This is a genomic window from Bradyrhizobium sp. SZCCHNR1053, assembly GCF_032381235.1.
Lineage (GTDB): Bacteria > Pseudomonadota > Alphaproteobacteria > Rhizobiales > Xanthobacteraceae > Bradyrhizobium.
On sequence record NZ_JAUHJM010000012.1, the window covers coordinates 21586 to 39907 of the forward strand.

Here is an 18322-nt window from a genome sequence, read left to right on the forward strand (position 1 = left end):
TCGAACTCCCCTCCGCAAGCGAGAGGGGGCAGGGAAGACCGAGCCTCGGCTGAGGCCCGTGGCCCCCGTGCGACAAGAATGCACGGGGCAGGAACCACAGGATCAGCCGGATCGACCCGGCCTTCCCTGCGCGATGGTTTTCACGGCTGCTCCGCGCTCTCCCCGGGGACCGGCTTGTTTGCCCCCGTCGCTCGCAACCACGCACGAACGTGATCGCAAGCTTGGCGCCAGCTTCGGGGCGCCAGGACCACACGGCTTGACCGTCCGCCACGACATCAGTCGTCTTTGCGCGCGAACGCGCCCGACCTCGCGACGGCCACCACTCCCCGCCCCCGCGTATCGTGACGACGCGTACGCCCCTCTCTGCATGAGGCGGGATGCGCGGGAGATAAGCATTATTTCCGGAAAAACGAAACAAGAATATTTTTCGCAGGCGGGCTGGACATCAGCGGCAGATTGCGCTCGCCACCTCGATCGATTTGCCCGACGGCCAGCCCGGTACAACCTGCCTACGCCAATGCGATGGATTGCTCGTGCCCGTCCCGCCTTTCACCGCGGACGGCAGCAGCCTAGGATGCCATCGTCTCCACAATCCGGAACACGCGACGTGCCCGACTTCGAGCCGATCTACACCACGACCGGCGCCGAGAGCGTGAGCCGCTTCGTGGCAACACACTACGCGCTATCAGAGCCGCTCGCGTGCCGCCTGATGAACCGCGGCTTCAACGACGTCTATCTGATTACATCCGCAACGGGCGCACGCTACGTCTTCCGTCTGTCGCATCACCGCGCCCGCGGCCCGGCCGATGTCCGCACCGAGACCGACTTCCTCGCACATCTCGCGCGCTGCGGCGTGCCGGTGGCCGCGGCGGTTCCGGCGCGCGACGGCGCGCTGTTCGTACGCGGCGAGGCGGCGGAAGGCCGCCGCGAAGGCGTGCTGTTTCACGCCATCGAGGGACGGACCCCGGAGGTCGCATCGCAGAGCGACGCGCGCGCCAACGGCGTGACGCTTGCCCGAGTGCACGCGGCGGCGATGTCCTATCGGCCCGAAGCGCCGCTCTATCTTCTGGACCTCGACCATCTGCTGCACCGGCCGCTCGCGCGCGTTCAACAGCTCTGCAGTCTGATCGATGCCGATGATGGCGGCTTTCTCCAGGACATCGCGGAGCGAACCGCCGCACGGATCGAGGCGATGGAGGGCCTGACATGGACGCATTGTCACGGCGACTGCCACGGCCTCAATGCGCGCATCGGCGCCGGCGGCGAGGCCGTGTTCTTCGACTTCGACGACGGCGGTCCCGGTTATCTGGCCTATGACATGGCCGTGTTCCTGTGGGCCAAGCTGTCGTTCGGCCGGCGCTTTCATGCGGCGTGGCACGCCTTCGTCGACGGCTACCGCTCGGTCCGCCCGATCTCGGCCGCTGATTTCGAGGCCGCGCATGCCTTCGTGATCGTCAGGCACTTCTGGCTGATGGGCGAGCAGGCCAGCCGTTCGCGCGAATGGGGTAGCGAGAATGTCCGCTGGGTCACGCAGCAGCGGGAATTTCTCGAAGGCTGGGAGGCGCAGCAGCTTGGGACGCGCTTGCTATGAGCTTGGGCGGATCGGAGGGATTGAACCGGAGAGCTCCGGCGGCCGACGCATGATCCGGCGTTCAGGCTTGCAGGGTTCGGTCCTTTCCGCGGTGACGATGACGAGATTAACGTTTCGCAATCCTTCCGCCGCCACCGAAGCAGACGCAGCACGCCCGCACCGGAGATTTTGAGCCATGACAGACACGATCGTTCAGTCACGCCGGCTGGGCATCATCGGTTGCGTGATCGGGCTTGTTGCTCTGGTCGCGGCGGTTCTGCCGCATTGGGTGCTGCCGGTGATCGATCCGCCGCCGCCGATCGACAAGGTCATCGTCGATGTCGGACAGCGCGTGAAGGAGCGCCTGATGGCGCGCATCAAGGGCGCCGACTACCAGGCGCCGGTGCGCGAGACGTCCTGGACCGACCGCCTGCACCAGCAATTGCCGGTGGCCGCGGTCTCGCTCGGGTTGCTTGCGATCATTCTCGGCGTCGTGGGTCAGTTGCGTCGCGAGGAGCGGCACGTCGCGGCGATGGCGACGACCCTGGGCGGCTGCGCGATCGCCGTGCAGCTTTCCTTCTTGCTGATGGGCGCGCTGATCGTGGTGGCCATCATCTATTTCCTCGGCGATTTCCTCGCGCTGTTCTGATCGCGAGGATGCACGTGCCTGGATCTGCCGGCTGCGGGCAGATGCGCCGTTGTCCATCTTCGATGTCACCCATTCTGTGCGAGCGCAGCGAAGAATCCAGTGTGGTGCGCGGGGCCCTGGATTGCTTCGTCGCTGCGCTCCTCGCAATGACGCAGAGAAAGCGAGCTGCTCGAAAACGACGGGGCATCCGTGTCCTGTAGGTCACAGCGGGACATCGGTTGAATGATGCACATTGCCAATATGATCGGGATGTGATTACTACGCGCTCCGGCGTCGAGCATTCGGCTCCGCCGCACAGGAGAGAGACGATGACTGCGATCATCCGTTGCTCCGCCAGGAGCCGCCAGGACTGATCCTCGCGTGAGGCGAGGCTTGGTCTGGCATGCGTGCGTCCGCGCGCGCTGATCGTCCCTGACCAGTTCTCCCTATCTTTCTCCAAGGTATTTACATGGGCAATTCCCATCGCGTGGACGGCCGTGCGCCGGTCCACGGCTTCTACTCGTCCAGCTCCTGGATCGAGGGCGCCGCTGCGCGCCAGCTCGAAACGGTGGCCGACATCTGTGGCGTGCGTGCTGTCGCCGGCATGCCGGATCTGCATCCCGGCAAGTTCGGTCCCGTCGGCTGCGCCATCCTCGCCGACCATATCCACCCGGCCTTCGTCGGCTCCGATGCGGGCTGCGGCATGGCGCTGTATCAGCTCGACCTCGCTTCGCGCCGGATTCGCGTCGACAAGGCGGCCGACCGGCTGCGCGACGTCGCCACACCCTATGACGGCGACATCGTGAGCGAGCTCGCAGCTCATCAGCTTGCGCCGTCCGACTTCGATGCGTCGCTCGGCACGATCGGTGGCGGCAATCACTTCTGTGAGCTGCAGGCGGTCGAGGAGGTGTTCGATCCGTCCTGCGGTATCGATCGCGACCGCGCTCATCTGCTGGTGCATTCGGGCTCGCGCGGCCTTGGCCACGCGCTGCTCGAACGGCACGTTGCGGAGGGTCTCAAGCCGCTCGCGCCGGACAGTGAGGCTGGCCACGCCTATCTGGCAGCGCATGACCACGCGCTGCGCTGGGCGTCGCTGAACCGGCAGGTGATTGCGCAGCGGGCCGCGACGGCCCTGCGCTGCGAGGCCGATCCGGTCTGCGCGTGCTCGCACAATTGCATCGAGCATCGTGCAGACGGCGTGTTGCACCGAAAGGGGGCGGCGCCGTCCGACCAGGGGCTCGTCGTCGTGCCGGGCTCGCGCGGCGCGCTGTCCTATCTGGTCGCGCCGCTCGCGTCAGCGCCAAAGGAGGCGTTGTGGTCGATCGCGCATGGCGCCGGTCGCAAGTTCGACCGGAGCTCGATGATCGGCCGTGTCGGCGCCACGCGATCGGATCGCGAGCGTCTCGCGCGCAATCCGTTCGGCGGCCGCGTGATCTGCGAGGACCGCGCGCTGCTCGCCGAGGAGGCGCCGGAGGCCTACAAGCCGATCGCCGGCGTGATCGCCGATCTCGAAGCATTCGGGCTGGCGCGCGTCGTCGCCAGCTTCCGCCCGCTGGTGACGGTGAAGAAGATCGCCACCGAGCGGCGGCAGAAGGAGGACCGCCGATGAGACGGCTGCTCCTCACGGCGGGACGCGGTCCGGCCGAATGCCGGTTCGCGGTCGCGCATGCGCTGCGGCGGCTCGCCGACGAGGCCGAGGCGGCGGACTGCGAATGCGCGATCGCGCGAGAGCAGACCGACCGGCATGGGCCGGCCAGCGCGATCGTCGTGCTGGACGGGCCGACGGCGGCCGACCTCGCGCGGCGCTGGACGCAGGGCTCGCTGCTCTGGGTGTGCCGCAGTCCGCTGCGGCCGCATCACGGCCGCAAGAACTGGTTCGTCGGCATCGTCGATCTGCCCCTGTCGGAGCAGGTGGCGGCGTTGGCGGCCACCGACGTCCGGTTCGAGAGCTTTCGCGCCGGCGGGCCCGGCGGTCAGCACCAGAACAAGACCGAGAGCGCGGTGCGCGCAGTTCACGTGCCGACGGGGCTGGTCGCGATCGCGCGCGACGGCCGCTCCCAGCATCGCAACAAGGCGCTGGCGCTCGCGCGTCTCGCCGCATTGCTGGACGGCCGCGCCCGCCTGGCCGACGCCGGCGAGGCGCGCCTCATCCACGCGGCGCATGACCGCGTTGAACGCGGCGCAGCCGGGCTGCGGTTCGAGGGACCGGCGTTCAGGCCGGCGGGATGATCACCGGACAGCGGGGGCGTCAGCGCCCCCGGCTGCACCTTCGACAGGCAGGACGCCCAGTCATCTCTCCGCCAGACGACTGCCATGCGCACCGCTCCGCACATTGGCGGATGACATCGCGCCGCCGAACGGCTAAGCGGTCCGCCCCCCGGACGGAAACGAGACGAGCATGGCGGCAGCGGCCCATTGTGGCATCGACTTCGGCACTTCGAACACCACGGTCGGCCTCAGCAATTCCGCCTCCGCAGAGCTCATCCCCCTGGAGGGCGAGCAGCGGACCTTGCCGAGTGCGATGTTCTTCGATTTCGAGGATCACGGCACCCAGTTCGGGCGCAGCGCGATCGAGCGCTATCTGACCGGCCACGACGGCCGCTTCATGCGCGCGCTGAAGAGCATCCTCGGCACCGCGCTGATTCACGAGAAGACCTATATCCGGCAGAAGGCGGTGCCGTTTGCCGGCATCCTCGGCTTCTTCTTCGCGCATCTGAAGACGCAGATCGAGACGCGGCTCGGCAGGGAGATTAATCAGGTCGTGCTCGGCCGTCCCGTCCGCTTCGTCGACAAGGACGACGCGGCCGACGCGGAGGCGCAGAGCGCGCTGGAGGGAATCGCGCGCGACCAGGGTTTCAGGCACATCGCGTTCCAATACGAGCCGATCGCCGCCGCGCTCGACTACGAGCAGCAGGTCGCCCGCGAGGAGCTGGTGCTGATCGTCGACATCGGCGGCGGCACCTCGGACTTCTCGATCGTGCGCGTCTCGCCCGAGCGGCGCAGCAAGGCGCAGCGCGAGGACGACATCCTCGCCAATGGCGGCATCCATATCGGCGGCACCGATTTCGACCGGCTGCTCAGCCTGAAGAGCGTGATGCCGCATCTCGGCTATGGCAGCCTGACCGCCGACGGCAAGCGCAACCTGCCGACGCTGTACTATCACGAGCTCGCCACCTGGCACCGCATCAACCAGCTCTACAAGAGGGGCGTCATCGGCGAGCTGCGGCAGATCCGCTACGAGGCCGAGCGGCGCGATCTGGTCGACCGCTTCATCAAGGTGGTGGAGGAGCATCGCGGCCATACGCTCGCCATCGGCGTCGAGCAGGCCAAGATCGCGCTGACCGCGGCGAAGTCGCTGACCTCGGTGCTGTCGGAGAAGGACGACTGGGCCCGCATCCGCTTCACGCGCAAGGATTTCGACCGCGCCATCGCCGATTCCGTCGAGCGCGTCGTCGGCACCGTGACGAAGCTGCTCGACGATGCCGGCGTCGGGGCCGCTTCCATCAACACCATCTTCCTCACCGGCGGCTCGAGCATGGTGCCGGCGCTGCGTCAGGCGATCCTGGCGCTGTTTCCGGCGGCGCGCATCGCGGAGACCGACCTGCTCGGCAGCGTCGGCATCGGGCTCGCGCTCGACGCGCGGCGCAAGTTCGGCTGAGCCCGCTCAGCGCGGTTCCGACGCCGAGGGCTGCGGGTCCTGCACCCGGAGTGTCCGCGGCCGTGGCGCGGCGCGCGGCGGAGCCGGCGCCGATCCGGGAGCGCGAGCCTGGCTGCGCTTGGCGCGAGCCGGCGGAAGGCTGGTCGTCGTTGTCACCGCACCCGCCCATTCTCCGTCACGAATGATGCGCCAAGGTTCGGGATCGATCGGACGCGATTGCGGAACAACGACCGCGGGCCGGCTGGCGCGGCGCCGCCGCGGCGGCTCGCTCGGCACCGGCGGAGCGACCGGACGGACCACGTCGGATGTCGTCTCGGCGGCCGGCGGCGCATCGGCGGGCATTTCGATTGGGACTGCCGCCGCGGCCGGCTCGGCCGCAACAGGCTCGGCCTGAACGGCGGGCGCAGCTTGAGACGGCGTCTCCGCTCGCACGATCGATCCCGTGGTCTCCTCGACCGGCCCCGACTGGAACATGTCATTCGGCAGCAGCACGCCCGCAATCGCGAGTGCGGCGGCGAGGCTTCTGCCGAGCGAGATCGGCGCAGGACGCTCGCGCGGCAGCGCGGCGCTGCTGATCATCCGGCGCCCGGCATCGACGCCGACCACCGCGACAAAGGCCGCGAAGCCGAGGCTGCCGCCGACGCTGGGCAGGATCGCCGCCGCCTGGACCAGCAACGCGGTCAGCGCCACCGCGGCGACCAGCGGCTGGACCATGCCGTGCAAACGCTGCGGCGACGACATGCCGACGAAACAACCGGCAAAATACGCGTCGGACAGGCGGGCATCGTCCGGCACGAGCTGCTGCAGGATGACGAGACCGGCACAGGCCAGTGCTGCCGAGACGAAGATGCGCGCCGGCCGCCCTGCGGCCGCGACCTGCGGCAGCCTCAGCGCGAACATCGTTGCGACCATTCCGACGCCGCACAGCGCCAGCATGAGCACCGAATGATTGAGACCCTTATCGAAGCCCTGAAGGCTGGCGACGCGCAACGGCACGCCATCGGCGCCGAGCAGCGGCGCGAGACTGAGGAACAGAAACGAGCCGATCGCCGCGAGCGCGCCGAAGCGCCCGCCATAGCCGCGCAACAGCACGACGCGCAGCCGCATTTCGAGCGCGCAGACACTGCAGAACACGAGGCCGCAGAACAGCGACAGCAGCAGGAAGGACCTGTCGACCGGAAGCCCCGACCGCGCCACGCTCTCGCTCAACGCAACGATCGGCGTCATCCCGCTGAAGCTGCCGCCATAGACCGAGGAGGAGAAGGTCGTCGGCAGCAGATCTCTGGTTCTTGCCGTGATCAGGCCGGCGCAGAGCAGCAGGGTGGCGGTGACCGACGCGAGCGCCGGGGGTAGACCCGACGTGCTCAGGTGCAGCGTCGCCAGACAGCCGAGAAAGGCACCGGCGAACGAGGCCAGCGGCACGACATTCAGCAACCGGCGCGGCCAGCGGCGAGAGCCGGGCTCGGACGACTGGTCGAGCGCGCCATCGCGGTCCGCTGTCACGGCCCCGCCAACGTCGACGGGTCCGGCCGCCACTCCGGCGCGGGCTGCACCTCATGGCGGGCCACGATGCGCGGTCGCGCCGTCGCGTGCGGCACCACCCGCGTCTGGTGGCGCTTCGGCGGCGCAGCTAGGACGCCCACGGCCTGACCGTCGCGAGCGATCCGCCGGGACGGGCCTGCGGAGGCCGGCGACGCGGACTGCTGGGCCGGCTCACTCGGGGGCCGCGCGGCGAGCGGATTGGCGCTCTGCGGATCCAGGATCTGAAGCGGCAGATCCGGCGCTGTGGCAGCGGCCGAGGCCGGCTCGCCGGGCACCATGCCGTCGCGCCGATCCTCGTCACGTGAGGGCATCGTGGTCCGCGCCGGCGCAGCGGCCCCGTCCGCGTTCACGAACGGACCGTTGGGCTCCGCCACCGGCCGCTGAAACATCAGCTCGCTGGAGAGCAGCACCGCGAAGATAGCGAGTGTGGCGACGAGCCCCCGCGTCCAGGCGAGGGCGGTCTGCCACGGCGATTCCCCTGCCTCGACGAACAGCCGGACCGCAGCATCCACGAAGATGACCGAGACGAAGGCGATGTATCCGAGGCTGCCGCCGACGCTCGGCAGGATGGGACCGGTGAGGATCAGCAGAGCCGTCAGCAGCACCGCCGCGGCCATCGCCTGCAGCAGGCTGCGCAGCCGCCGCGACGACGACATGCCGACGAAGCAACCGGCAGAATAGGCGTCGAGATCGGGGGCGTCGCTGGGCAGGAGCTGCAGCACCACGAGGCCGGCAAAGGCCACGGTCGCCGCAACGAAGATGCGCACCGCGCGGCGCGACCCTGCCACGGGCGCCCAGCGCAAGGCGGCCATCGTCGCCAGCATGCCGACCGAGCACAACGCGAAGGTGAGCGCGATGCCGCCGAGCCCCTGCTCCAGGGCGCCGCGACGCGCGATCGGAAACAGCTCGCCCTCGGCGCCGAGCAGCGGCGCCAGACCGACGAACAGGAACGAAGCGACCGCCGCCAGCGCGCCCAGTCGTCCGCCATAACCGCGCGCGAGCCCGCCGCGCAGCCACATGTCGAGCGCGCAGCCCAGACAGAACATCAGTCCACAGAACAGCGAGAGCAGAACGAAGGCGGCGTCGAGCGGCAGGCCGGCGCGGATGACGCTGGCGTTCAACAGCGCCACGGGAGTCATGCCGACGAAGCTGCCGCCATAGGCCGACGAGAAGAACGTGCTCGGCACCAGATCCGCGGTCCGTGTCAGGATCAGCGAGGCGCACAGCAGCAAAGCCGCCGCCGCCGAGGCAATCAGCGGCGACAGCCCGGCTGCACTCAGATGCAGGGTCATCAGGCAGCCGAGGAACGCGGCGATGAACGACGCCAGCGGCGGGCAGCCGAGCTGGAACAGCTGCGAGCCGTAGAACGGCACGGCCCGGCCGAGCTGCCGATCGCGCCATGTGCGCGGATCGAAGCTCTGCTCCGCCCGCAGACGACGTAACTGACGATCCGCCGCTTTGCGCTTCATGTCCACGACACCCCGAATCGCGCCAGCCCAAGATCTGCGTGATGATCTCGCGGCAAGCGAATGGTTGACGTTCGGGCGCAACCCTGAGCCCGAGCCGGCGCAGTTTCCTGCGACGGTTGTACGCGCGCTGCATTCGCGCAGGTTGCGTGTGCTCGATTCATGCACTGCAATGCAACGTTGTGGAAGTATCGGGCTCCAGTCCGGGCGTGAAAGTTCCTGGCAACCTTAATGGCGGAGCGCGATGCGAATTATCAATGACATGCGAGTTAGACGGCGTAGCAACCCCGGCTTGCAAACGAGCTTGGTAAACGACAGCATGGCGTCATGCTCACGCCCACGTTGCATACCGCCCGTCTGATCCTGCGGCCGCTGGCCCTCGCCGATGCGCCGGCGATCCAGCGTCAGTTCGACAACTGGAACGTGATCCGCAACCTCGCGGCCGTCGTGCCGTGGCCCTATCCTCCCGACGGCGCCGAGACCTTCGTCAGGCTGCAGCTCGACAGGATCGCAGCCGGCGAGGAGCTCTATCAATGGGTGCTGGTGCTGCGCGACAGTGACGGCGAGGCCATCGGCAACATTCACTTCCGGCCGCGCATGAAGTCGGTGAAGGGCCATCGCGGCTTCTGGCTCGCCGAGCCCTATTGGAATCGGGGACTGATGAGCGAGGCGATCGCCGCCGTGAACGACTTCGCCTTCGGTCTGCTCGGCCTCGATCAGTTCACCGTCTGCAACGTCGCAACCAATGTCGCGTCACGGCGAGTCAAGCAGAAGACCGGCGCCGAGTTCGTCGGCTTCATCGAGGTCGCGCACCACAATGGCGAGACCTGCTCCGAGCAATGGATCGTGCGGCGGGAGACGTGGCTGCAACGTCAAGGGAAGCAACGCGCTCCCGCCTGAGATCGTCGGCGCTACGCGCTCGCGGTCACGTCGAGCACCGCCTGCGCAAACGCTTGCGGCGCCTCCTGCGGCAAGTTGTGGCCGATGCCGCCGGTGATCAGCCGGTGCTCGTAGCGGCCGGTGAACTTCCTGGCATAGGCTTCGGGCGCTGGATGAGGCGCGCCGTTGGCATCGCCCTCCATCGTGATGGTGGGCACGGTGATGTCAGGAAAGGTCGCGAGCTTCGCCTCCAGCGCATCATATTTCGCCTCGCCCTGCGCGAGGCCGAGCCGCCAGCGATAGTTGTGCACGACGATGTCGACGTGATCGGGATTGTCGAAGGCGGCGGCGCTGCGCGCGAATGTGGCGTCGTCGAACGCCCATTTCGGCGAGGCCGTCTGCCAGATCAGCCTGGCGAAGTCGCGCCGGTTCTTGTCGTAGCCCTCGCGGCCGCGCTCGGTCGCGAAGTAGAACTGGTACCACCATTGCAGCTCGGCGGCCGGCGGCAACGGCATGCGGCCGGCCTGCTGGCTGCCGATCAGATAGCCGCTGACCGAGACCATCGCCCTGCACCGCTCCGGCCACAGCGCCGCGATGATGTTGGCGGTGCGCGCGCCCCAGTCATAGCCGGCGAGGGTCGCGGTCCTGATCGCGAGCGCGTCCATCAGCGCGACGATGTCGGCGGCGACGGCGACCGGCTGGCCGCTGCGCAACGCGGTCGGCGACAGCAGCCGCGTCGTGCCGTAGCCGCGCAGATGCGGAATGATGACGCGATGGCCGGACGCGGCCAGTGCCGGCGCGACGTCGGCGAAGCTGTGGATGTCGTACGGCCAGCCGTGCAGCAGGATGACGACGGGACCGTCGGCCGGACCTGTCTCGGCATAGCCGATGCTGATCTCGCCGACCGTGACCTGCTTGATCGGTCCGAGCGACGTCCCCGCCCCCGGCCGGATCGCCGGCAACTTCGACGCCGACTTGAAGCTCTGCGCCTGCCCAGCGCTGGAGCCGAGTTGAAAGGCCGCAACGGCGGTTCCGGCAAGGGTGAGGAAACGGCGGCGGTCGGGGTAAAGAACGGTCGGCATGGCGGAGGCTCCTGGTTCCGATGTGCGGTCCTTGTGCGCCATGCATCCGCGCGGCGCTTGGAGGAGGCATTGATTTTTCCTTGAGGCCGGCTTGATTTTGCTGATCGCGTGACGCGAGGGTGAAGCCGGCTGCCGCGGCGGCCAGGGCGGTGCATGTGGTGTATTGCTTCGACGATTTTGTGCTCGATCCCGGCCGCCGCGAGCTGCGCCGCGGCGACGACCTGGTTGCGATGGAACCGCAGGTGTTCGACCTGCTCGCGTTCCTGATCAGGACGCGCGACCGCGTCGTCAGCCGCGACGACATCCTCGCCGAGGTGTGGGGCGGCCGCATCGTCTCCGAGGCGACGCTGGCGAGCCGCATCAGCGCCGCGCGGAGCGCGATCGGCGACAGCGGCGAGGCGCAGCGCCTGATCCGCACCATTCCGCGCAAGGGCGTCCGCTTCGTCGGGGAAGTCCATGAGCAGGCGGACGCAGTGCAGACGCTGGCGGCGGTTTCGGGCGCGCAAGCCTTCGACGGCCCCGCCATCGCGGTGCTGCCGTTCACCAACATGAGCGGCGATCCGGAGCAGGACTATTTCGCCGACGGGATGGCCGAGGACATCATCACCGCGCTGTCCCGCTGCAGCGGCCTCGCCGTGATCGCCCGCAACTCCTCCTTCATCTACAAGGGCAAGGCCGTCGATATCCGTGCGGTCGGACGCGAGCTCGGCGTCGGCTACGTTCTCGAAGGCAGCGTGCGCCGCGCAGGGTCCCGCCTGCGCATCAACGGACAGCTGATCGATGCGGCGTCCGGCGCACATCTGTGGGCGGAGCGCTTCGACGGCCAGCTGGACGATGTGTTCGCGCTGCAGGACCGCATCACCGAAAGCATCGTGGCGGCGATCGAGCCGACGCTCGAACTGGCGGAAGGCGAGCGGCAGCGCGCCACGCCGCCGCTGCATCCGGACGCCTACGATCTGCTGCTGCGCGCCGCCAGCCTGCGTGACGCCTTCACGCCCGACAGCCTCGCGGCGGCGATCGCCTGTCTCGACCAGGCGCTGGCGATCGATCCCGCCTGCGCGCCCGCGATGGCGGCTTGGGCCCATTGTCAGGCGCTGCGCCATTTCCAGGGCTGGAGCGCGCCGGACGAGACCTATCGCACGGCCGCCGTCGCGCGGGCGTGGCAGGCGTGCGAGCGTGCGCCCAGCGACGCGCAGGTGCTGTGGATGGCGGCCTTCGCGATCTGGAACATGGCCGAGGACATCGCCCCGGCACGGGAGCTGTTCAGGCGCTCGCTTGCCATCAACCCCAACTCGGCGATGGCGCTGACCTTGAGCGGCTGGATCGAGATCATGGCCGGACAGCCGGCTGCGGGCCGCGCGATGATCGAACGGGCTCGGCGGCTGAACCCGCGCGATCCACGGGGCTGGTTCGCAGCCGGAGCGCTGGCGATCTGCGCGGTGGCGGAGGACGATCTCGCAGGCGCCATTCGATGGGCCGAGATCGCGCTGGCGCAGAACCGCCGTTTCGCCGTGGCGCTCCGCGTCCTGATCGTGGCCCTGGTCGGGACCGGTGAGATGTCGCGCGCCGGCGAGGTCGCGCGTCAGCTTCTGAGCCTCGAACCGGATCTCACCGTGTCCGGGTTCCTCGAACGGATCCCGTTTCCGGCCGGAATGCTCGCCACAACCTATGCGGAGGCGCTGCGCGCAGCCGGGGTGCCGCCGTGATCCCGTTCGCGTGCAGCGGACCCTGCTGCAACTAAAATTTTCGACATGAACGGCAAAGTTGCGAAACTTGGCTGGACCTCGTTCACACTACCTTAGGTTCCATTCCGTAGTTTTGCGGAGATCGTCCCGGCGGCCATTTGCCGGACGGCGGAGGGGAATTGATGAGGAAATTGCTTCTCAAATTTTACGAGGATGAATCGGGCGCAACCGCGATCGAGTACGGCCTGATTGCGGCCGGCATCGCGCTCGCGATCATCACCATACTCAATAAGCTCGGACTGACCCTGGAAGGCATCTTCACGACCCTGACCACGAAGCTGAACGGCGGCTGATCGATCGATTGTCTGCAATGGCGTTCTCAGGATCGGAGCAATCCGGTCGCCATGGTCGGACTGGCCGGGCCTCGCGCCCGGCCTTTGTCTTTTGATATAGTTCCATTCTTCGATGGAGCGCGCAGCATAAGCGCGTCGTGCTGCGTCCAGCCTGCTCGCAGGCATTCGTGCAGCGCCGGCAGGACTCGGCGCCGATCCGGCAATGGGCATGCATCCCGGCGTGATGCTCGCATTCCTCGGCACAGAGCCGGCACAACGTATCCGGACGCGCTGACGCCTAACTCTGTTCCCGCCTGCATCCATCATCGATTGGGCGATCAAGTTCGATCGCGCGGCGCGACCTCAATCATCTCACGGTCCGCGTGACGGAATTATCACCTCACCGTGCGTCACGGCTTCCGGCATTTCATTCGCCCGCGCCTACGAGCGCCATTTCGCAGAACTGCCATCCGAAACCTTGCGGCGTGCGCGTATGGACGCACCCGTTCGGTTGAGGCACAACAGCTCTCGTCACTGACGTCGGCGGCCCGAGCCGCGGACCAAGAACGACGCGCGCAAGCAAAGCGCCGACGATGTGGAGGAATGGATGCTGATTCCGATGGCCGACGTACCGCGCTGGTATGCGGAGCGCAAACCCAGGGACAGCGTCGCGCTCCGGCACGGGACCGATACGCTGACCTGGGAGCAGCTCGAGCGCCGCGCCAATGCGCGTGCGCGCGCCTTCGCAGCCAAGGGCGTCAAGCCAGGCGACTTCGTCGCGATCGGCCTGCCCAACGGCAATGCGCTGTTCGAGACCAGCTTCGCGGTGTGGAAGTGCGGCGCGACGCCGACGTCGCTGTCGTGGCGGCTGCCGCGCGGCGAGGCCGCCGCGGTGCTCGAGATCCTCAAGCCGTCGCTGGTGGTCGGTGGTGAGGCCGACTGGAACGCGCCGAACGCGCTGCCGGCCGATTTCACGCCCGAAGGATTTTCGGACGAGCCGCTCACCGCGCCGGTGTCACGCTATTGGAAGGCGATGACCTCGGGCGGCTCGACCGGACGGCCAAAGGTGATCCTCGATCACCAGCCTGCGGTGACCGACACCGCCGCCGAGCCGCCGCTCGGCATTCCGAAGGGCGCAGCGCTGCTCAATCCCGGCCCGCTCTATCACAACGCGCCCTTCATCGTGTCGCACTACGCGCTGTTCGCCGGCGGCAGCTTGACCGGGATGGTGAAGTTCGACGCCGAGGAGACGCTGCGGCTGATCCAGGCGCACCGCATCCAGTGGGTCAACTTCGTACCGACGATGATGCACCGGATCTGGGCGCTGCCGGAGGCGGTCCGCAACAGCTACGACGTGTCGAGCCTGAAGATGGTGTTCCACATGGCTGCGCCGATGCCGCCATGGCTCAAGGAAAGATGGATCGAGTGGCTCGGGCCCGAGCGCGTCCATGAGCTCTATGGAGGCACCGAGCGCCAGGGCCGCACCATCATCTCCGGCACCGAATGGCTGCAGCACAAGGGCTCGGTCGGCAGGATCGACGAGTCCTGCAAACTGCGCATCCTTGGTCCCGACGGCAACGATGTCGCGCCCGGCGAGAGCGGCGAGATCTACTTTCTTCCCGCTGATGGCGCCGGCAGCACCTATCACTATCTCGGCGCCGAGCCGAAACGGCGCGCCGACGGCTGGGAGTCGCTCGGCGACATCGGCCGGCTCGATGCCGACGGCTACCTCTATCTCGGCGACCGCCTCGCCGACATGATCCTGCGCGGCGGCGCCAACATCTATCCGGCCGAGGTCGAGGCGGCGCTGATGGCGCATCCCGACATCCGCTCCTGCGTCGTCGTCGGCCTGCCTGATCCGGAGCTCGGCCAGCGCGTGCATGCGATCGTGGAGATCGACCGTGCCAAGGACGCGCAAGCCATCGTCGACGGCATGGGGGCATTCCTCGCCGACCGGCTCAGCCGCTACAAGCACCCGGAAAGCTACGAGCTGGTCGACGTGATGCTGCGCGACGATTCCGGCAAGGTCCGGCGCACCCTGCTGCGCGACGAGCGCGCAGCGTGGATGAAGGATGGCCGCCACTTCCGTCTCGTGCCCGCGCGGGCGCGACCGGCAGCAGACTGACGGCCCGGAAATTTTTCGAACGTTTACGATGCTGGCGTAGACTCCGTGAGGGAAGGAGACTCCGCGCCATGATGTCGAGACGACGGTTTCTGCGCACCGCGGGTACGGCCGCGGCGCTGCCCTTTGCGCGGATGCCGCGGGCGCGTGCCGAGCTGCGCACCATCCTCAACGATGCCAGCCGGCTCAACCCGACGCCGGTCGCCAGGCACGTGGTGATCAGCAAGCCCACGACCGACGATCTGATCGCGCGGCTGCGCGCCGAGCTGAAGGAGGCTGCGGCCGCGAAACGCCCGGTGACCGCGGCCGTGGCCCGGCATTCGATGGGCGGCCAGAGCCTGCCGCGCGACGGCACCGCGATCACGCTCGACGGCGGCGCGATCGAGCTCGACACGGCGGCGAAGACCTATCGGACCGCGGCCGGCAACCGCTGGTGGAACGTGATCGCCGCGCTCGATCCCAAAGGCTTCTCGCCGGCGGTGATGCAGTCGAACAGCGATTTCGGCGTCGGCAGCACGTTCTGCGTCAATGCCCATGGCTGGCCGGTGCCGTACGGCCCGTTCGGCTCCACGGTGAAGTCGATCCGCATGCTGCTTGCCGACGGCACCTTGGTGCAGTGCTCGCGCAACGAGAATGCCGAGCTGTTCGGCCTTGCGATGGGCGGCTACGGCCTGTTCGGCATCATCGTCGATCTCGAGGTCGAGATGGTGCCGAACCTGCTGCTCGAGCCGCGCTTCGAGCGCATGGCGCCGGAGACGTTCGCGGCGAAGTTCACGCAGAGCATCGACGGCGACGCCAATGTGAAGATGGCCTATGGCCGGATGTCGGTGTCGCGCAAGGCGTTCTTCGACGACGCCCTGCTCGTCACCTTCCGACCCGCCCCCGATGCCCCCGCGACCCTGCCCGCGGCAGTGAGCTCCGGCAATCTCACCGGCGTCGCCAACACGATCTATCGCGCCCAGACCGGCTGGGAGGTCGCCAAGGGCCTGCGCTGGTTCATGGAGACGCGGCTCGGCCCCGCCATCTCCGACAGCCGCTACACCCGCAACTCGTTGATGGCCGAGCCGGTCGCCAATCTGGCGCAGAAGGACATGCACCGCACCGACATCCTGCATGAATATTTCGTGGCGCCGGAGCGGTTCGGCGACTTCCTCGCCGCCTGCCGCGAGATCATTCCCAAGGCGCGCGCCGAATTTCTCAACGTCACCCTGCGCTACGTCGCCGAGGACAGGACACCCGCGCTCACGATCGCGCCGGTGCGCCGCATAGCGGCCGTGATGTCGTTCTCACAGGCCACCTCGCCCGAAGGCGAGATCGACATGCTGCGGACGACGGAGGCGCTGATCGACCGCATCACCGCGATTGGCGGCGCGTTCTATCTGCCCTATCGTCTGCACGCCCGCCGCGACCAGGTCGAGAAGGCCTATCCGGCCGCCGCGCGCTTCGTCGCCGCCAAGCGGCAGTATGATCCGAACCTCCTGTTCCGCAACGCGATGTGGGACGCCTACTTCGCATGAATACATCAGCAGCAGACGGCTTCGCATTGGACCGCTACCGCATCGCCGCGCTGGCGCTCGCCATGGCGCTCCTGTTCGCCGCCGCGACCGACTACATCCCGGCCTTCATCGATGCGCAGGGCCGCGTGTTCGGCCTGTTCCAGCTCGACATCTACAAGGATGCGCTGCATGTCGTCTCCGGCCTGTGGGCGCTGGCGGCGATGCTGACCCGCCGCAGCGCGCTGTTCTTCCTGCGCGTGTTCGGCACGCTGTACTTCCTCGACGGCGTGATGGGCGTGTTCACCGGCTCGGGCTATCTCGACCTCTCGATCGTCATCGACGGCATCCGCAACACCTCGTGGCTCGTGAGGGTTCTCTCCAGCCTGCCGCATCTCGCACTCGGCGCGATCGGCATCGCTGTCGGCTGGTCGCCGTGGCGCACGCAGGCCGCCGTCGCATGAGCCTGCGTCGCAAAGCGCTGTATCTCGCCGGCGCCCTCGTCGCGGCCGCCGCGATCGGCATCGCCGCCACCGCGATCAGCGTCGAGACGGTCTGCGTCGCCGACGTACCGACACCCGCCGTGACCTCGGAGTTCGGCATCACCGATCCCGCTTATGCGCGATCGCAGGGTGACAGCTTCCTGACCTTTCCGGAATGGTACATCGTCCACGCCTATGCCGACCTCGCTGCGGTGACCGGGCAGGCATCGGAATCGGACTTCCACTATTTGTCGAGCATCTCCGGCTTCTGGCGCAGCCTGTGCCGCGCCACGCGGCAGGCCGCGGGCTCCGGACCCGCCACCTCGGATCAGAAGCTGACGAACTACATCATCGGCTTCAGCTTCACCGCCGAGATGGCGCTGCAGGGCGCTTACGAGAAGAGCATCGGAGCGATCAGCTGGGAGACCACGAACGGCGTCAAGACGGCAGAGGACGCCTTCAACCTTGCCCTGCTGAAGGACTACGCCGCGTTCCTGTACCAGACCCCCTGGTATCGGTATCCCTTCGCCGCCAAGCTCGGTGAGTTCTGGCGCGAGACGCCCTTCGTGCCGTCGTTCCGCGCGATGGAGCGGCGCGTTTCGCTCAGCCTGCAATATGCAGGGCGCGCCACCTATGCGGCCGTCATCGGCTATGCGGCGGGCTACGATCCGGCCGTGCTGACCATCCAGAGCGTCGTCACCGGCCTGCCCGCCGCCGAGCTTGCAGTCATTCCGGGCGTGAAGGTGATCCGCGAGGTCACGGATTCCAAAGGTATGAAGGGCGTGCTGGTCGAGACCGAGCGCTACGCCAAATTCGATTCTTTCGCCAAGGAGCTCGGCCGTCATGGCGGTGCTTCGCTCGGCGAAATCGCAGGCAACCACCGCATCCTGGTCACGATCGTGGTCCCGCCCGGCGACGGACGGCTGGCAGCTTTCGACGGGCTGCCTATATTCAGCGTGCCGATCCAGTCCCGTCCCGGTGCCCGTCGCATCGGTGTCGACGTGCCGGTCCGGTCACTGGTTCAGGACATCACCCGTTTCGAAGCCGCGGGATATACGTTCGAGCATGCCTACGACTACTGACCAGCATCCCCGATCCCGCGCCGTTCCCGTGAAGGGCGTGCTGGCAGTTGCCTTCGCCTGGTTTGCGGGCATGGCTGCCATGGCGCTGGTGATCAAGCCGGATGCGGTGGTCGTGTTCGGTCCGCCAGACCGTGTGATCCCCGCGATCGTTACCGCCGATGGAGCCTTGCTCGACGCCGGGCGTTTCCACCTCGCGGCCAGAACGGGAGCCGCCACGGTCGGCAGCCTCTACGCCGCCGGCGCGTGGCTGGTCTGGCCCCTGATCGGCAGGGGCTGCGGCCGCGGGTAGTCGGTGAAGCGC

The 18322-nt window shown here is 67.9% G+C and carries 16 protein-coding genes; 13 read left to right on the forward strand and 3 right to left on the reverse strand.

The genetic code is table 11. The annotated features are described in order from the left end of the window. The first annotated feature begins 607 nt into the window (after positions 1–607). The 5 genes from QX051_RS23805 to QX051_RS23825 all read left to right on the forward strand — a co-directional run bounded on the left by QX051_RS23805 (position 608) and on the right by QX051_RS23825 (position 5856). The gene (locus QX051_RS23805; protein ID WP_315777799.1) at positions 608–1591 is read left to right on the forward strand and encodes a phosphotransferase enzyme family protein; all 984 of its coding nucleotides are present in this window, start codon (positions 608–610) and stop codon (positions 1589–1591) included. A 175-nt stretch (positions 1592–1766) separates the two neighbouring features. Further along, positions 1767–2219 carry a hypothetical protein gene (locus QX051_RS23810; protein WP_315777800.1) on the forward strand — a complete coding sequence of 151 codons (453 nt, stop codon included), beginning with the start codon at positions 1767–1769 and terminating at the stop codon, positions 2217–2219. 448 nt (positions 2220–2667) lie between these two features. Next, entirely contained in the window at positions 2668–3807 is a 1140-nt protein-coding gene (locus tag QX051_RS23815) for an RNA ligase RtcB family protein (protein WP_315777801.1), read from the forward strand. Next, positions 3804–4427, forward strand: a complete 624-nt coding sequence (prfH, locus tag QX051_RS23820) for a peptide chain release factor H (RefSeq protein WP_315777802.1) — start codon at positions 3804–3806, stop codon at positions 4425–4427. The genes QX051_RS23815 and prfH overlap by 4 nt, the downstream gene beginning before the upstream one ends. Positions 4428–4596: 169 nt before the next feature. Next, the gene (locus QX051_RS23825) at positions 4597–5856 is read left to right on the forward strand and encodes an Hsp70 family protein (protein ID WP_315777803.1); all 1260 of its coding nucleotides are present in this window, start codon (positions 4597–4599) and stop codon (positions 5854–5856) included. A gap of 6 nt (positions 5857–5862) precedes the next feature. Here the strand turns inward: QX051_RS23825 and QX051_RS23830 are convergent, their stop codons facing one another. Next, a complete protein-coding gene (locus tag QX051_RS23830; protein ID WP_315777804.1) occupies positions 5863–7359 on the reverse strand; it encodes a hypothetical protein in 1497 nt (498 codons plus the stop codon). Then, positions 7356–8867: a hypothetical protein gene (locus QX051_RS23835; RefSeq protein WP_315777805.1), complete on the reverse strand. Its 1512-nt coding sequence runs from the start codon at positions 8865–8867 to the stop codon at positions 7356–7358. Before QX051_RS23835 ends, QX051_RS23830 begins: the two co-directional genes overlap by 4 nt. 324 nt (positions 8868–9191) lie before the next feature. On the opposite strand from QX051_RS23835, the gene QX051_RS23840 reads away from it, so the two are divergent. Continuing rightward, positions 9192–9764 (forward strand): GNAT family N-acetyltransferase, encoded by a 573-nt coding sequence (locus QX051_RS23840; RefSeq protein ID WP_315777806.1) that lies wholly within the window; start codon positions 9192–9194, stop codon positions 9762–9764. An 11-nt stretch (positions 9765–9775) separates the two neighbouring features. Here the strand turns inward: QX051_RS23840 and QX051_RS23845 are convergent, their stop codons facing one another. Next, the gene (locus tag QX051_RS23845) at positions 9776–10825 is read right to left on the reverse strand and encodes an alpha/beta hydrolase (RefSeq protein ID WP_315777807.1); all 1050 of its coding nucleotides are present in this window, start codon (positions 10823–10825) and stop codon (positions 9776–9778) included. A gap of 155 nt (positions 10826–10980) precedes the next feature. Between QX051_RS23845 and QX051_RS23850 the strand changes: the two genes are divergently transcribed. From QX051_RS23850 to QX051_RS23880, 7 genes are all read left to right on the forward strand, one after another. Further along, positions 10981–12531 carry a winged helix-turn-helix domain-containing protein gene (locus tag QX051_RS23850; protein ID WP_315777880.1) on the forward strand — a complete coding sequence of 517 codons (1551 nt, stop codon included), beginning with the start codon at positions 10981–10983 and terminating at the stop codon, positions 12529–12531. 161 nt (positions 12532–12692) lie between these two features. After that, on the forward strand, positions 12693–12863 hold the full coding sequence (locus QX051_RS23855; RefSeq protein ID WP_315736183.1) for a Flp family type IVb pilin: 171 nt from the start codon (positions 12693–12695) through the stop codon (positions 12861–12863). A 586-nt stretch (positions 12864–13449) separates the two neighbouring features. Next, entirely contained in the window at positions 13450–14967 is a 1518-nt protein-coding gene (locus QX051_RS23860; RefSeq protein WP_315777808.1) for an AMP-binding protein, read from the forward strand. Between the two features lie 68 nt (positions 14968–15035). Further along, positions 15036–16481: an FAD-binding oxidoreductase gene (locus QX051_RS23865; protein ID WP_315777809.1), complete on the forward strand. Its 1446-nt coding sequence runs from the start codon at positions 15036–15038 to the stop codon at positions 16479–16481. After that, positions 16478–16921, forward strand: a complete 444-nt coding sequence (locus QX051_RS23870; RefSeq protein ID WP_315755918.1) for a DUF4383 domain-containing protein — start codon at positions 16478–16480, stop codon at positions 16919–16921. The genes QX051_RS23865 and QX051_RS23870 overlap by 4 nt, the downstream gene beginning before the upstream one ends. Beyond that, positions 16918–18021: a hypothetical protein gene (locus tag QX051_RS23875; protein ID WP_315777810.1), complete on the forward strand. Its 1104-nt coding sequence runs from the start codon at positions 16918–16920 to the stop codon at positions 18019–18021. The genes QX051_RS23870 and QX051_RS23875 overlap by 4 nt, the downstream gene beginning before the upstream one ends. Next, a complete protein-coding gene (locus QX051_RS23880; protein ID WP_315777811.1) occupies positions 18005–18310 on the forward strand; it encodes a hypothetical protein in 306 nt (101 codons plus the stop codon). The genes QX051_RS23875 and QX051_RS23880 overlap by 17 nt, the downstream gene beginning before the upstream one ends. The last annotated feature ends 12 nt before the right edge of the window (positions 18311–18322 follow it).